We start from the raw sequence: 16,222 nt of genomic DNA on the forward strand, positions 1-16,222 counted from the left end.
AAACGAAAAAGCCCTCAGAATTCTGAGGGCTTTTTTTATTTACTATTGATTATTTCTTTACTTTTATTAGAAAACATAACAAAAAAGCTACTACTGAAACTACAAGTCCTGTTGAAAACACATAAATACCCGCATCTTCATTGAACGTATCTTTCAAAAAAGCTGTAGTTAGTGTACCTATCAAACCTCCTATTCCCCAACCTGTTAGCATTTTTCCATACATTTTAGACATATTTGCTTTTCCAAATTCATCTCTCACAAGAGAAGGTAGTATTCCAAAACCTCCACCATAACAAAGGAGAACCAAACACACCAAGACCGAAAATAAAATCACATTTTGTGTAAAAATCAGTAAGATAAAACAAACTATTTCAAGTCCTATAAGCATTCTGAACGTATTGATACGCCCCATTTTATCCGACAAACTTGCCCAAAGAAGACGCCCAATTCCATTGAAAAATGCGCTTACAGCTATTAAAGTAGCTCCAGCTTGTACCAAGTACTCTTTATCAACCTGTTCTTCTTTTTGAATAAGCTCCTGAAGAAGAGGCGATTGAAAAGACAGAAAAATCATTCCTACAATAATATTCAATGTGAAAATCGTCCATATCAAAATTGTTTTTCTACTTGAATTCTCTGTTTCAATGACTTCCTTCTTTTCACAAACCACCTCATTTTGAGGAGGAAACTTTAAGAACACTCCTAATAAAGGAATTGCTACCAAAAATAAAATTCCTGAATACCGGAAACTCAAAGCAACATTTTTTTCTGTCAATTCAAAGAAAATTGGAGCTAATATTTTGGACATCATAAAAGCTCCTAAACCAAAACCCATCACCACCATTCCTGTGGCTAATCCTTGATTTTTGCTAAACCATCGGCTAACTACCGCAACTGGAGTTACATACGCAAGTCCTAAGCCACAGCCTCCTATTACTCCAAAACAAAGATAAAACAACCATAAATTCACACTTCCCAAAGCGTATGAAGCTAAAATATATCCTAATCCGAACAGAATTCCTCCTATAATCGTCAGTTTTTGAGGTCCGTAAACTTCCAATTTTCGTCCTGCCCACGAGGCAGTAATCCCCAACGTCAGAATTGTTAAGCTGAAAGCCATCGTCGTTTCGGTATTATTCCAATTGGTATTTTCCATTATTGGAACTTGAAAAAAACTCCAAGCATAAACTGTCCCTAAAAATAAATGAATTAACGTACCAATAATTGCTGTTTTCCAAGAGTTTGACATAATATTTGCTTTTTAATTTTACAAAAAAATAAACCACGAACTGAACTTTTCAACTCGTGGTTTTGGTTATTTCTATTTTACTCTTACTACAAAATAATTTTTCTTTCCCCTTTGAAGTAAAATAAATTGATTATTTATTAAATCTTTATGTGTAACGATGTAATTATCAGAAGCCTTTTCCTTATTGACTGAAATTGAGTTTTCTTTCAATGCCCTACGAGCTTCAGAATTACTTTTTATAAACTCTGTCTTAGCAGAAAGTATGGCTATCATATCCAGTCCGTTTTCGATATCTGAACGGAAGATTTCAGCCTGTGGAACTCCATCAAAAACATCAAGAAAAGTTTGTTCGTCTAATTTCTTTAAATCTTCTGAAGTTGAATTTCCAAACAAGATTTTTGATGCTTGAATGGCTTTCTCCAATTCTTCTTTTCCGTGAACTAAAACCGTAATTTCCTCAGCCAGTTTACTTTGCAACAGACGTAAATGAGGAGCCTCTTTATGTTCTGCAGTTAAACTTTCTATTTCTTCTTTGGAAAGCATCGTAAATATTTTAATGTACCGCTCAGCGTCTTCGTCAGAAGTATTTATCCAATATTGATAAAACTTGTAAGGCGAAGTTTTCTCTGGGTCAAGCCAAATATTTCCTCCTTCGGATTTTCCGAATTTTGTTCCATCGGCTTTGGTAATCAACGGACAAGTCATAGCAAAGGCTTTCCCTCCTGCAATTCTACGAATCATTTCTGTACCTGTGGTGATATTGCCCCATTGGTCGGACCCTCCCATTTGAAGTGTACAATTTTTCTCTCGGAAAAGGTGCAAAAAGTCGTAACCTTGAATTAGCTGATATGAAAATTCAGTGAACGACATTCCGTCCGTATTTTCACTCGGATCGAAACGCTTTTTCACAGAATCTTTTGCCATCATATAATTAACCGTAATATGCTTACCAATATCGCGAATAAAAGATAAAAACGAAAAATTCTTCATCCAATCGTAGTTATTCACAAGTTCCGCTTTGTTAGGTTCTTTGCTTTCAAAATCTAAGAATTTTGCCAATTGTTTTTTTATTCCCTCAATATTATGAGCTAGAACTTCTTCTGTAAGTAAATTTCTCTCAACTGACTTTCCTGATGGATCGCCTATCATTCCTGTAGCTCCTCCTACCAAAGCATAAGGTTTATGTCCACAATTTTGGAAATGCCTGAGAATCATCACTCCCACAAGATGTCCTATATGAAGCGAATCTGCAGTTGGGTCAATCCCCACATACGCCGAACGAATTCCTTCCAATAAATGTTGCTCTGTCTCAGGCATTATGTCCTGAATCATTCCACGCCATTGTAATTCTTGTACAAAATTTTTCATTATTTTCAATTTCAAAAATGTGTGCAAAGATAGATAAAAGAACTATTAAAAAGTATGATTTCTTTCAAAAAAATAGTATATGAATTGTTGAAAGTTTATTTACAGAAACGAAAAAAAACGAAAATTACTTCCAGCTTATTTCTCTTTCCGTAAAGAAATAGAAAAAGTGAAAAGTAATGAGGGTTACTTTTCACTTTTTTCAAAAGATTAATTTTAAGATTTATTTATAACCTTCTGTTTGTTTAAGCTCTGGGTCATTTGCAATCATTCCTTCTGAAATAGAATAGTAAATTTTGTAAGATTCAGAAGCTTTCATTGTAGGTACTTCATCAAATAAATGATTATCACCAGCTCTGACCAAATCCCACCATCGTTTACCTTCTCCAACGAACTCTTTTAAACGCTCATCAAGAATAGCTTTAGCATTCGCAGATTTATTAGCATTTGTGTAACCGTGAGTGGCAACATTGTAAGTATTACCGTAAGCACGTTCACGTATTTTATTAATTTCTGGAGAAGGATCTTCTCCTAAATGATTTTTGGCCTCGGCAAGTAATAACACTACATCAGCATAACGATATAAAGGCACATTATTCCAGCTTCGACGTAATCCAGTTTCAACAACTCCCAAAAATTTGTTTAAAACCGTACCTATCAATTTCTTAGCTGTTTTGTCTGAATAAATTCCCATAAAGGTTTTACTTCTTTGATCTTGTAAATCAGCTTTTAGAAAATCAAATACTTTCGCACTTGCTCCATAACGGCTACCTCCATTGAGTGTAAAATTATCAAGGAGATTACCCTCGTCATCAAACTTTCCTTTGATGTCTACTTGACGAGCAGTCATCAAAGAATAAAAGTTATCAGATTGGTCTTCTTGGTAATCCAAAGCAAAAATAAATTCGTTATTTCCTTCTTTAGCCTGTCCCCACAAATCTTCATAATTAATCAATGAATATCCTGTAACAGATTCCAATGCTGTTTTAGCGACTTCAAAATCAGCGCTCCCTCCACCTAATACCTTTCCTGACCACAAGTATACATCACCTTTGAGGGTTAACGTTGCAGCTTTTGACCAGTAAATATTTTTGTTGAGCCACTTTGAATTATCTGTATTAAAAAATTCAAGTGATTTTTCAATATCCGATTTTACTAATGCTAAAACATCTTCTTTAGGAGAACGTTTCTTTTTCAAAGATTCTAAAGATTCTACTTTGGTTAAAGGTTCAGTAGCTATAGGCACTTCTCCCCAAGCTTTAAGCATCGTATAATAGACATATGCACGTATACCATACATTTGTCCCATCATATGATTTCGTTGCTCTTGGTTAGAGGCAGGAACCGTAGGTGCATTTTTAATAAAATCATTGATTTTATGTATTAAAGAATAGAATTCAGCCCAGTTTCCATAATGAACTCTAGTTACACTTACGTCATTCTTAATGAGTTCAGCACTAAAAGGAGATTCAATTGTGGTACCCCCCCAAATATCAGAACGCAATTCCCCCATTCCCCAAAAGGTATTATCGTACCCTCTAAGATGCGGGTAAATCCCGATATGAGCTGCTCGTACAGCTTCTTCGCTATCCCAAAATCCGTTATACGTTAAAGAACTTTCGGGTTTTAAGTCTAATTCACAGCTGCTAAATGTGAATACTGATGCTATAATAAATACTATTTTTTTCATCTTTGATATTTTAAAAATTTAGAAAGTAAGATTTAGCCCAAGCGTAATCACTTGTGGCAGTGGATAGCGACCTCGCTCACTACCTTGTACCACTCCTAAGTCTGCTCTGTTAGCACTTGCGTCTTCGGGCGTACTACCTCCATACTTGGTAAAGTAGAACAAATTAGCTCCTGTTACATACAAACGAACTGATTTAAATAAATCATTCATCAATGAGCCTTGTAGGTCGTAACTTAATGTAATTTCTCTCAGAGCCAAGTAGTCTCCTTTTTCCCAATACATAGCACTACTTCCGTGTAAAGAACCCTGATCTCCTCCACCTGCTAAGTGATTTTTTTGGCGGTCAACCAAATCAAAACGAGGTATGTCAGAATTTGGATTTTGTGGTGTCCAAGATTCACGAATTTCTACAGGTCCATTTTGGTTTCCTTGTGTTTGAGCAATTCCTTTTACTCTTCGCCCATTGATGATATGATGCCCTACGGCAAAATCTGTTTTTACGTACAAACCAACATTTTTGTAAACCAAGTTGCTTGTAAATCCTCCAGTAAATTTAGGTGTAATACGTCCAATTACCTGTCTATCTAAGTGATTGATTACGTTATCTCCATTCACATCTTTCCAACGGGTGTCGCCCAAAAAGCGAGTTTTCTTTTGCCAAGCAAATTCCACAGACCTATCCTTATCAGCATCTATTTCAGCTTGTGTTTTATAAACTCCTTCTGGAATATAAGCAACTATCAAATCGTTTTCAATTCGTTGTCCTTGTTGTAAGCCTCCAACATAAATATTTTTTCCAGAAGCTACATCGTAAATTTCAGTTCCCCCTTGTCGGTTATTATCGATTCCATTATCGGGTAATTTTTTTGCATAATTCTTAACTTGGTAATACACAAGACCTAAATCCCAATTCAAATTTTCTGTTTTGAGAACTTTTGCATTTACTTCTAACTCAAAACCTTTATTTTGCAAAATACCATTATTAACAGTAATCCCTGAAAAACCTGTCCACAAAGGTAAGGTTAGGGTAGATAATTTGTCTTGTACATCTCTGATAAAGTAATCAGCTACTACATTTACACGGTTGTTGAACAACCCTAAATCTAACCCAAAGTTAAGTGTTGTAGAGCGTTCCCAACGTAAATCCATTACAGGTAAAGATGAATTCACGTATCCAACTTGAGTATCATATATGCCTGTCGTTCCATATAGACCATACACACCATAATTACTCAGTGTTTCAATATTTCCATTTACACCATAACTAACACGTGGTTTTATTCTTGAGATATAAGTGGATATTGACTTATCTTTATAGAAAGTTTCATTATGTATATTCCAACCTAATGAGGCTCCGGGGAAAAAACCATATTTATCATTTGCTAAGCGCGATGTTCCATCACTTCTAAAGGTTAGTCCTAACAAAAAGCGATTGTCATAATCATAATTCAATTGTCCGAAAACAGATGCTATCGCATATTCCGTTCTTGAAGAACTTGGTTTTCCTTGTGCCTCAGCCCCTACATTTAAAGTATGGATTAAATCGGTAGGAGATTTACGAGTTGCCCCTGAAAGCCCAAATCTTTTCTCTCTAAAATATTCAGTTCCTAGCAATGCATTTACATTATGTTTTTCTAAAAAAGTATTATTATAGCTTAAAACAGAAGTATATTGGTGTCGTAATGTTCTTCCATAACCTGCATATGCGATACGCTCTGTATTTAAATTTCCGCTATTCAGAAAAGCTTTGTTAAATGATTCATCAACATCATTAATTGAAAAATAACTTCCTCTTGCCATTAAGTTGAAATTTTTAGCAAACTGCCAATCAAATTGCCCTGAAGCTGTTAAACGTTGTTCTAAATTGTCATTAACAAATTTATCTCTGTAATAGAGAGGATTACCAAAACCACGATACGTTCCAGGTTGTAATTCATTGGACAAACTTCCATCAGGATTGTTGTTATAGACACGTGATGTAGGTGCTAAACCTGTTGCTCTTTGGAAAATATCATATATACTATCGAAAGAATCTATTTTACTTGAATGAGTATAAATTACGTTCCCAGATACTTTAAAATTGTCAAATATCTTGTACGAAGCATTAAAAGTTCCTGAGTAACGTTTAAACCCTGTATTATAAACAAGCCCCTTATCATCCAAAATTCCTAAACTGAAATAGTAAGTGCTTTTATCGTTTCCTCCATCGAATGACAAAGTATAATCATTTGAAAAACTGGTTTGGTAATATTGGTCTTTTAAATAGCTATTATCCATAAAGATGAGTTGTCTACCTGGTGTTACAGGGTCCTCAATAGTTTGCCAACCCTGATAATTAAGCAAATGACGATTGGTATCATCCAAAAACATTGTTGTATAGATGGAATTCAAAGGATTATTTCCTGTGGCAGCACTATGTTGTCCAGTTAAAAAAGCATCAAACCCCTGATCCCCTTGAACCATTTGAGTGTTTTTCACAGCCATACGATTAAATCTAACATAATCGGCTGCATTTAGGTATTCCATTCTGTCCTTCAAACGTCCGTTAAAACTCAATTTACTTTTGAAATTTATGCTAGAACGACCTGCTTTTCCTTTCTTTGTTGTTACCAAAATCACTCCATTAGCCGCCCTTGCACCATAAATAGCAGTGGAAGCTGCATCTTTTAACATTTCCATTGATTCAATATCATCGGAATTTAAAGCATAAAAAGAACTTGGCACACCATCTACCAAAACCAAAGGAGTTCCTGAACCATCAAAAGAAGTACCTCCACGAAGAATAATATCAGGAGTTGTTCCTGGTTGCCCCGAATGTTGAGTTACTTTAAGACCTGAAACAGTTCCTTGTAAAGCTGTTCCTGCATTAGAGCGAGAAGCACTCTCCAGAACCTTAGTATCTAGTTTTGAGATGGAAGTTGCTAAGGTTTTACGCGTTTGTGTAGCATACCCTGTAACAACTACCTCATCAAGTTGACTAGCTTCTTCTTCAAGAGCTACATTCATTACCGACCCCGTAACCTTGCGCTCCAAAGTCTTAAAACCAATAGAAGTAAATTGAAGAATCTCACCATCTTTAGCTTGGATAGTAAAATTTCCATCAAAATCAGTAGCTACTCCACGAGTCGTTCCCTTAACAACTACCGAAACTCCTATTAACGGCATTCCGTCACTTGAAGAGGTTACCGTTCCACTAACTTGCTTTTCCTGAGCTATCACTCCCTGAAGAAGAAACGCTAAGAAAAAAAACAAAATACATTTTAACAATTTTTCTTTCATTGCAATAACAGTTTAATACTTTACTCTTATATGTTGTACATAAGGCAAATATAATCCTTTTACGATGAAAAGCAAATAAAATAATACTTTATTTTAAATTTCCATCAACAAAAAAGCAATTTCTTTTTTACTATTACAATAAAGAAGAAATCATTTTTATAAATAATTAAAAAATTAAGTGTTAAATATCAGATTTTTTTCACACATTATGTGTTGAAATATTTTCTTTTTCATATTTCGAATATTTTCTTTTTCATCACATAAAACCCTATTCAAAAAAAACAAAAACAAAATTCGAAAAAAAAGAAAACCATAAATTCTACCTCTTATTCATATAATTTTGCAGAATCAATGTTGCACTTATTTCATCAATCAAGGCTTTATTTTGGCGTTGTTTTTTTCCTAGCCTACTGTCAATCATTGATTGAAATGCCATTTTAGAAGTAAATCGCTCATCTTCACGAACGATTATTATTTCAGGGAATTCCTTCTCAAGAAGTTCTACTTTTTTCTGGATTTCCTTTTCAATATCAGAAAATTCATTATTCATTCGTTTGGGTTGCCCCACAACTATTTCTGTTACTTTTTCTTCAGAAATATATTTCTTTAAAAACGTAATCAACTCATCTGTAGCAACTGTGGTTAAACCTGAAGCAATAATACGCAGAGGGTCTGTAACAGCAATACCACAACGTTTACTACCATAATCTATAGCTAAAATTCGAGACATAACAACTTTATTTAAACAGAAAACAAACTGACAATCAGTACCCTACTTCAATTCTTTTATTTCGTAAACACTTATCCGATTTTTAGTTGTTGCCAAAACAATCCAAATGGCTTTATCCAAATCCACATCTATATCTATTGGCGAAATTCCTTCCATCGGAAAGTCTTGCACAAGTTTACCCTGTTCGTTCCATAAATAAACCTTTTCATTTTCAATATCGTTTGCAGAAACATAGTTCACACCTCGCACCCGAAAAAGTTTTTGCTTTTCGTATTTCGCTTCAGGAATTTGAATTTTTGTATTTCCGATAGATAAAGTACTTCCAGAAAGAAACGAAGTTGTATATTGATTACCAATCAAATAATGATTTCTATCCCAATTTCTTTCCGCTTTAACTATATTTCCGTTTAAGTCTATTCGGGTAAGATTTCCATCTCGGGTTGAAAACAAAAACCGATTATCAAAAAACAGCGGCGGATTATTCGAAAATTCATATTTCCCTTGAATGGGTATGCGAATCTCACCATTGCGATGCAACACGTTAAACTTGCCATTATCAGACAAATAAACCAAAAAATCTTTATCTCCTGCTCGATAATGCTTCGGAGTGAATAATGGAACTGCATCTGTATTTTTTCTTAAAAATCCACCTACAACATCACCTTTTTTATCCAACATATGTAACGTTTTCCCTTCTGCAAACAGAAATCTATACTCTCTATTTTTATCATAATCAAATACTTCCAAAGGAGTTATTTTCCCCTTATATTTCTTAGGGAATGGAGCTACATTGTTTCCATTTCTGTCCACAACCCAAATGGAATGTTCCGTTGTAAAAGCCATCTGCAAAAAACCATTTTTAAACAAATCTACCTGATAAACAGAACTTTGTATTTTTCCATCTAACCTTTTCTTCCATAATAAACTACCATTATTCCCGATTAGATAGAGGTCATAATTTTCATCTTGAACAACAATTTCTCTACGTTTTGTTCTGTGATTCAGCAATATAGCAGGAGGTGTAATAATTTTAGCATCTAACACAAATTGAAAACGTTCTTTAATTTTATCCGTCACAGAATTTTTCGTCTGTTTTTTACTCATAAAATTAAACATATAGTACTCATTTTGAGAAGTTTGCTGAAATACCGCCCAACGATAATTCTGGGCTATCTGGGGATATCTCTCACGAAATTCACCACTATTATACAGATTAGCAACACGCGTCAAACTCATATTGGAGGCTGTATTTTTTTCCAGCAATTCATAGGATTTATTTTCTGAAAGAGTATTTTTTCTCCCAATATCGTTCATAACCGAACTGAGAACTTCTTTTGTTTTTGAAAAAATTAAATAATCATTATGTACAGAAACATATTTTGGTTTGAAATTAGGTTCAAAAGCAGAGAAAAAATCCAACGAAGAATCTTTATTCAACTCATAAACAGGAAATTCTCCTTGTGGTTCTTCAGACAAAATTGGTAACTGCAATAACGTTTCGTCCACATCAAAAGACGAAGCAACGGCAAATTTTCCGTCGATAGTTTGTGCAAAAACTAACCCGTTAAGTGTTTTTTGGAAAGAAGCCGTAACCGAGTCAGGAAGTGATATTTTTTCTGAATCCTCAAAAGAAAAAGAAGTCATTCGCAGAATATGTGAAGGAACTACCTCAGCTAGATTGTTTTCATAAGGCTTCACTTTCAGCAATATATCTTCCTTGTAATCGTTTTTAGCCACTGCCATTCCACTAAACCTCACGTCATTCTCTTCCAAAAATAAATCCAACGCAAGCCAATGATTGAAAGGCTTTGTGACATCTGTTTTAAAAAAAGAGGAAAAAAACTGATTTGCTTGTTCTTTTTGCATAAATAAATTGGCACTACAATCGGTTGTGGCAATCTTTTGAAGTTGTTCCAGAATAGCTTGTTTTTCAGATTTTTCCTGTGCTTCAGTTTCAGTTTTAAAAAAAGAATCAATCTCAGAAGAATTACTAATTATCAGTCTGTTATCTACAACCGTGTAATACCATTCTTTTCCAAATTGTGATTGTTTTTGAATTGTCGTATTAGCGTTCTTCCAAATACTTAACGTATCTGATTCCTCCTTCTTGGTAATCGCAAAAAAGTTTTTATAGGCTGTGAAGGCTACCCATATATTATGGTCTGTAGGAAGGCTTCTAAGCAATTTCGTTTCATAATTGCGTAATGGTTTTGGATTGTTTTCTTTCCAAAACTCATTGTTTTCGATAGCACTCAAAAAATTATTCTTATGATTAACCCGATAAATAACTTGCGTATTTTCAGGAAATAACAAAATGTCACCTTTAACAGAATTTCCTTTTTTGTTACAGGCAACCAGTCCTAAGACTAAAAATAATATTTTTATAAAAATACGGCTCACTTACCCAATCTCATCGCAAAAATATGCTTTTTTTTAAAACTTTGCAATTCAAAACCCAATAAGCTTTTCAAATATGTAACATTCTCAATTAAAATTCTTTTCTCTTATTTTAAAGATTAAAAATCACAAGTCTCTTTTGAAAAAATAGTATTATTTTTTAATTTTGCTCTGAATTTTAAATACAATCAGGCTTATGAAAACTTATTTTTACTTATTAATAGCATTTTTTCCTTTTTTAGTATTCGGACAAAATAGTGATATTTATGTAATGCTCCCCAATAAATTCGATTTTCAAAAAAAAGACAATGACTATCAACTAAATAGCTTAGCAAAATTTCTTCTTGAAAAAGAAAATTTTAAAGTTTTCTTTGAAAATGAAGCTCCAGATAATATCATTGAAAATCCTTGTAATTACCTAAAAGCAAACATTTTAAACACTTCAGGAATGTTCTTTACAAGGCTTCAGTTAGTTTTCACAGATTGTAAAGGGAAACAAGTTTTTACCTCCGAAGTGGGAAAAAGTAGAGAAAAAGAATTCAAAAAAGCTTATCACGAAGCGCTTCGAAGTGCTTTCTTGGCAGGAAATAAATTGACTATTTTTAAACAAAACTACAAAGATGAAAATCCTAACCCACTGGTTATAAATCAAAAACCTATCGCTGAGAATGAAATAAGATCTAAGGATAACAATATCTCAACGTTATACGCTCAACCTAATAATTTAGGATTTCAACTGATTGATAATACACCAAAAATAGTTCTAAAAATAAAGCAAACTTCTTTGTTAAATGTTTACATTGCAGAAGATGAACACGGCAATCAAGGCATATTATACAAAACTGAAAATCAATATGTTTTTGAATTCATCAAAGACGAAAAATTACAACAAAAAGTATTTAATGTTAAATTCTAAAACGTAAAAACATTTTTCAATTTTTATGTACAGCAAAGCAGAAGCTAAAAAATTACGTGAAGAATTTTGGACTTCTTTCGGAAAATCCTTTCCTCGAAAATGGGTGTTATATGATACCAAAATCAAAGATTTCAGCTTTAAATTCTATTTTGACACAAAAAAGGCTATTGTATCTTTAGATATCGAAGATAATGTTTTGATTAACAGGATATTATACTACGAAAAATTAGTTTCCTTGAAAGGCATTTTGCTTGAAGAATATCTACCAGATGCCATTTTTGAGGACTGTTATGTCTTAGATAACGATAAAGAAATCAGCCGTATTTACGTCCAAAAAGAGAATGTAAACATTCATAATAAAAATACTTGGCGAGAAACTATGGAATTTTTGTTTGAAAAAATGCTGAAATTTGAAGAGTTTTGGTATGAATACGAAGATGTTATAAAAGAAAATTTCTAACCACCTAAATTACAATTCTTTTCTGTCTTTACTCACGAAAAACAATAAATTATTGGCATATAAAGACTCTAAAAATAAAAATTCTTTTAGAAATTACGTACCTTTGTGGGCTATAATTGAAAAAATCAAATATGCAGAATTTACAAGAAATACTAAAACAACATACACAAAAAGCAGGTGAACAAATTTTTGGAGTTTCACTCGAAAACATTGAACTTCAACAGACTAAGAAAGAGTTTGAGGGCGACATTACTATTGTAATTTTCCCGATGTTGCGTCAGATTAAAGGAAATCCTGAACAAATTGGGCAACAAATTGGAACTTTTTTACAAGAAAATGTAAAAGAGGTAGAGAGCTTCAATGTAATCAAAGGATTTTTGAATTTAGTAATTTCGGATTCTTATTACATTGATTTTCTGAAAAGTATAGAAAACGAAACCCATTTTGGTTTGGCTCAGCCCAATTCCAAAAAGACCATAATGGTTGAATATTCGTCGCCTAACACCAACAAACCCTTGCACTTAGGGCATATTCGCAACAACTTGTTAGGATATTCGGTTGCCGAAATTCTGAAAGCAGCCGGACATAAAGTATATAAAACTCAGATAATCAACGACAGAGGGATACACATCTGTAAATCAATGATTGCTTGGCAACGTTTTGGCAATGGCGAAACGCCTGAAAATTCAGGACTTAAAGGCGATAAACTTGTCGGGAATTACTATGTAGCTTTCGACAAAGCGTATAAATCTGAAATTGAGCAACTTATTTCAGAGGGAAGAACCAAAGAAGAAGCTGAAAAACAAGCTCCTATATTTTTGGAAGCACAAGAAATGCTTCGAAAATGGGAAGCCGGAGACGAGCAAGTTATCTCGCTTTGGAAAGAAATGAATCAGTGGGTTTACAACGGATTTTCAACTACTTACAAAAATTTAGGCGTCGATTTCGATTCGTACTACTACGAAAGTGACACATATTTATTAGGAAAAGACATCATCGAAGAAGGGTTACAAAAAGGCGTTTTCTTCAAGAAAGAAGACGACTCGGTTTGGTGTGACTTAACCGCTGATGGTTTGGACGAAAAATTAGTACTTCGCTCCGACGGGACTTCCGTGTACATCACCCAAGATATTGGTACCGCAACCCAACGCGTAAAAGATTATCCTGATGTAAAAGGAATGGTTTATACCGTTGGAAATGAGCAAGATTATCATTTCAAGGTTTTGTTTTTAATTCTGAAAAAATTAGGCTTTGATTGGGCTGAAAATCTATATCATTTGAGCTACGGAATGGTAGATTTACCAAGTGGAAAGATGAAAAGTCGTGAAGGAACTGTGGTCGATGCCGACGATTTAATTGCCGAAATGGAGCAAACAGCCGAAGAAATTTCGCAAGAATTAGGCAAATTAGACGGATACGATGATAATCAGAAAAAGGAATTGTATCACACCATCGGTTTGGGAGCTTTGAAATACTATATTTTGAAAGTTGACCCCAAAAAACGTATTCTTTTTGACCCGAAAGAATCTATTGACTTCCAAGGGAATACAGGTCCTTTTGTACAATACACTTATGCACGAATTAAATCTATCTTACGAAAATACAACGAAATAGAAGTTTCAAAATCAGAAAGTCTTTCAATTTCAGAATTACACCCTAAGGAGAAAACGCTTCTTAAAAATATGGCACTTTTCCCCGAAGTGGTTCAAAACGCAGCAGATTCGTACAGCCCTGCGGTCATTGCCAATTATGTGTATGATTTGGTAAAAGATTTCAATTCTTTCTATCAGAATGTATCCATTTTGGGAGAGGAAAATTCGGCTAAAAGAGAATTTCGAGTGTCTCTTTGTAAAAAAATAAGCGAGATTATTGCATCGTCTTTTGCAATGCTTGGGATACAAGTTCCTGAGAGAATGTAAAATGCTTTTCAGACAGAAAAATATTTTTCAAAAAAAAGAGAAAATATTTGCCAAGTAAAAAAATGTTGTTATCTTTGCACTCGCAATCAGTCAGGGGTTGCTTTTGAAAAATATTGTTCTTGCGAAAATAGCTCAGTTGGTAGAGCGCAACCTTGCCAAGGTTGAGGTCGCGGGTTCGAACCCCGTTTTTCGCTCTTTTATTGCCTTAATAAAGGGCTCGGATGGTGGAATCGGTAGACACGCTGGACTTAAAATCCAGTGGGCAGCAATGCCTGTGCGGGTTCAAGTCCCGCTCCGAGTACAACAAAAAATCGTAATACTTTTATAATGAAAGTGTTGCGATTTTTTTATTTCGATTTTTCCCTACATTTTCCCAACAATTCAAAAAATGCTATTTTGTCAGGTGGTTTTTTTTGAAGTCGTTTTTGCTTTAATTGGCTTTTGCATAACCACAACAACAAGCCACAAAAAAAGCCCTCGATGATTTTAACCAAAGAGGGCGAGAAAACAAAGTCAAAAAACAAAAAATTATTATCTTCAAACACAACCTTTTTTATGCAATTTTTATGCAATTCGTGCATTTATTACAAAAACTAAACGTGGCTTATTGAACCACGTTTAAAGTTGATTGTTTAACCAAGGGTCCTTCACTTGTTCTCTTTTGTCGATTACCTCAATTTGTATCAAAGGAAGTTCTATTTTTTGGGTCAATTCTTTCAATTGTTCAGGTGTAATATATCCTTGTTTAAGAATTTTCAAAAGTAATACTTTTGCTTCCTTATCTAATGGTTTTGCTTCACTATTTTCCATCTTTTATTTCTGCATTATATGTATTTATCCATTTCAGGGGTTGAGGTTCTTTACTTTTGGTTACGTTTTTTGGCTTCTTAACCTTTTGTATTCCATTTGTTATCCGTACCCCTTTGATTACTTTAACAACTTTCTTCATTCTTTTAAAATATTCTCGGTTAAGTTTTCGATGATTGTATTTAGATTGTCTTCTGAAAGGGCTTCTAATTCAATATTAGCCCCCAACGTTTGCATTTTTGGCAAGGTGTATTGTAAAAGCCTTTCAAATGCCTGTATGCGTTCTTTCGGTTCAAGTGCCTTAAAATCTTTTTCAATCTGCTCCTGATTTTGGTCTAAAAAAGACTTTAACCACTTTCGCATATCGTTTGTGGCTTTATTAGGAGTTCCCTTTTTTCTTCCTCCAGTCTTTGCAGTTCCTTTAACTCGAGGCATATTATCTGTTTTGTGAAGTTTCCATTAATGCTTCCTTAAATGCTTTTTTCATCATATCGAATTGCTTTTGTTCCTGTTTCTGTTTTTCTAAATCCTCATTTAACTTATTCTTACTTTCAGCATATTCATTGATATTTACAAAACCGTGCATATTTGCAAAGGTTGTGAATATATTGAAATTGTTTTCTCGAAGTTTATCATTTACTTGACCAGCATTAAAATGCAATATCAAGTTTTCATATACTTTGCGTTCCGTTTCATCTGTTAATCTCTCTTTCAATATATCTTGAAATTCCAACTCTTCATTAATAACGTTTATAACGTGGTTGGTCGCAAAGTCTCGGTTTAATTCCCTTGCCACACTTTCCAACGTTCTTTCAAAATCTTCTATGAAAGTTTCTTTGTGGAGTGTTGAAAAATTATCCGCTTGGATAATCAAATACATCTACCTCAAATCTTGTATTTTATGTTGTTAGTGTACATTCTTACCTACTGCCTTCCTTTGTTTGATTAATTCTTTGATTTTTTCTTTGTTTTGCTCTATACTATTCATAATTTCAGTTATTATAAAATTCAGTACAAAAATAACACTTTTATTTCTATTTCAATCTATTATAGATATAAAATTAAAGTATTAGTTTAATATTTTAATTATTATACATTGATAATCAATTTATTTTAAGTTTATTAAGGTTTTCAATCCGAACACTTAAGGCGGTTAATTTTTTAATTAAATCCTTTGTTTGCTCCAAAGTCAAGAAAGTAGCCATTTCTGCGGTATTTTCACCCAAAAGGCCTGTTAATACCAAACCTAAAGAATAATGCGAAAAAACGCCGTTTGTGTGCGTCCTACACACTTGTAACGATATTTGCGTATTTGCATCAGTGGCAACTTCGATGATTTCGGAGTTTTTAAATTCTTTGATTGTGGGTGTGTGATTTTTTTTCATCGGTTTATTTTTTTTGAGTTAATTT

At 33.7% G+C, this 16,222-nt stretch carries 14 protein-coding genes and 2 tRNA genes; 5 read left to right on the plus strand and 11 right to left on the minus strand.

All coding sequences use genetic code 11. The features are described 5' to 3' along the window. Positions 1–49: 49 nt before the first annotated feature. From YW9_RS0105910 to YW9_RS0105935, 6 genes are all read right to left on the minus strand, one after another. A complete protein-coding gene (locus YW9_RS0105910; RefSeq protein WP_018279270.1) occupies positions 50–1,249 on the minus strand; it encodes an OFA family MFS transporter in 1,200 nt (399 codons plus the stop codon). A 72-nt stretch (positions 1,250–1,321) separates the two neighbouring features. Next, positions 1,322–2,617: a tyrosine--tRNA ligase gene (gene tyrS, locus YW9_RS0105915; protein WP_018279271.1), complete on the minus strand. Its 1,296-nt coding sequence runs from the start codon at positions 2,615–2,617 to the stop codon at positions 1,322–1,324. Between the two features lie 220 nt (positions 2,618–2,837). Next, positions 2,838–4,304, minus strand: coding sequence for a RagB/SusD family nutrient uptake outer membrane protein (locus YW9_RS0105920; RefSeq protein ID WP_018279272.1), 1,467 nt, complete (start codon positions 4,302–4,304; stop codon positions 2,838–2,840). Between the two features lie 18 nt (positions 4,305–4,322). Further along, positions 4,323–7,583, minus strand: a complete 3,261-nt coding sequence (locus YW9_RS0105925) for a SusC/RagA family TonB-linked outer membrane protein (protein WP_018279273.1) — start codon at positions 7,581–7,583, stop codon at positions 4,323–4,325. 319 nt (positions 7,584–7,902) lie between these two features. After that, positions 7,903–8,313: a Holliday junction resolvase RuvX gene (gene ruvX / locus YW9_RS0105930; RefSeq protein ID WP_018279274.1), complete on the minus strand. Its 411-nt coding sequence runs from the start codon at positions 8,311–8,313 to the stop codon at positions 7,903–7,905. A 42-nt stretch (positions 8,314–8,355) separates the two neighbouring features. Next, on the minus strand, positions 8,356–10,713 hold the full coding sequence (locus tag YW9_RS0105935) for a hypothetical protein (protein WP_018279275.1): 2,358 nt from the start codon (positions 10,711–10,713) through the stop codon (positions 8,356–8,358). Between the two features lie 193 nt (positions 10,714–10,906). On the opposite strand from YW9_RS0105935, the gene YW9_RS0105940 reads away from it, so the two are divergent. The 5 genes from YW9_RS0105940 (at position 10,907) to YW9_RS0105960 (ending at position 14,306) form a co-directional block, all read left to right on the plus strand. Beyond that, positions 10,907–11,626, plus strand: coding sequence for a hypothetical protein (locus YW9_RS0105940; RefSeq protein WP_018279276.1), 720 nt, complete (start codon positions 10,907–10,909; stop codon positions 11,624–11,626). Positions 11,627–11,651: 25 nt separating this feature from the next. Continuing rightward, positions 11,652–12,086, plus strand: coding sequence for a DUF4268 domain-containing protein (locus YW9_RS0105945; protein ID WP_018279277.1), 435 nt, complete (start codon positions 11,652–11,654; stop codon positions 12,084–12,086). 131 nt (positions 12,087–12,217) lie between these two features. Then, positions 12,218–14,005, plus strand: a complete 1,788-nt coding sequence (argS, locus tag YW9_RS0105950; RefSeq protein ID WP_018279278.1) for an arginine--tRNA ligase — start codon at positions 12,218–12,220, stop codon at positions 14,003–14,005. A gap of 121 nt (positions 14,006–14,126) precedes the next feature. After that, positions 14,127–14,199 (plus strand) — tRNA-Gly (locus tag YW9_RS0105955). Positions 14,200–14,220: 21 nt separating this feature from the next. After that, positions 14,221–14,306 (plus strand) — tRNA-Leu (locus tag YW9_RS0105960). A 317-nt stretch (positions 14,307–14,623) separates the two neighbouring features. On the opposite strand, the gene YW9_RS0105970 is transcribed toward YW9_RS0105960, so the two are convergent. From YW9_RS0105970 to YW9_RS0105995, 5 genes are all read right to left on the minus strand, one after another. Further along, the gene (locus YW9_RS0105970) at positions 14,624–14,815 is read right to left on the minus strand and encodes a hypothetical protein (RefSeq protein ID WP_018279280.1); all 192 of its coding nucleotides are present in this window, start codon (positions 14,813–14,815) and stop codon (positions 14,624–14,626) included. Continuing rightward, on the minus strand, positions 14,805–14,954 hold the full coding sequence (locus YW9_RS13460) for a hypothetical protein (RefSeq protein ID WP_018279281.1): 150 nt from the start codon (positions 14,952–14,954) through the stop codon (positions 14,805–14,807). The genes YW9_RS0105970 and YW9_RS13460 overlap by 11 nt, the downstream gene beginning before the upstream one ends. Next, positions 14,951–15,247: a hypothetical protein gene (locus YW9_RS0105980; RefSeq protein WP_018279282.1), complete on the minus strand. Its 297-nt coding sequence runs from the start codon at positions 15,245–15,247 to the stop codon at positions 14,951–14,953. The genes YW9_RS13460 and YW9_RS0105980 overlap by 4 nt, the downstream gene beginning before the upstream one ends. Position 15,248: 1 nt before the next feature. Further along, the gene (locus YW9_RS0105985) at positions 15,249–15,692 is read right to left on the minus strand and encodes a hypothetical protein (protein ID WP_018279283.1); all 444 of its coding nucleotides are present in this window, start codon (positions 15,690–15,692) and stop codon (positions 15,249–15,251) included. A 223-nt stretch (positions 15,693–15,915) separates the two neighbouring features. After that, on the minus strand, positions 15,916–16,197 hold the full coding sequence (locus YW9_RS0105995; protein ID WP_018279284.1) for a hypothetical protein: 282 nt from the start codon (positions 16,195–16,197) through the stop codon (positions 15,916–15,918). Positions 16,198–16,222 lie beyond the last annotated feature (25 nt).

This window comes from Capnocytophaga cynodegmi DSM 19736 (genome assembly GCF_000379185.1).
GTDB classification, from domain to species: Bacteria; Bacteroidota; Bacteroidia; order Flavobacteriales; family Flavobacteriaceae; genus Capnocytophaga; species Capnocytophaga cynodegmi.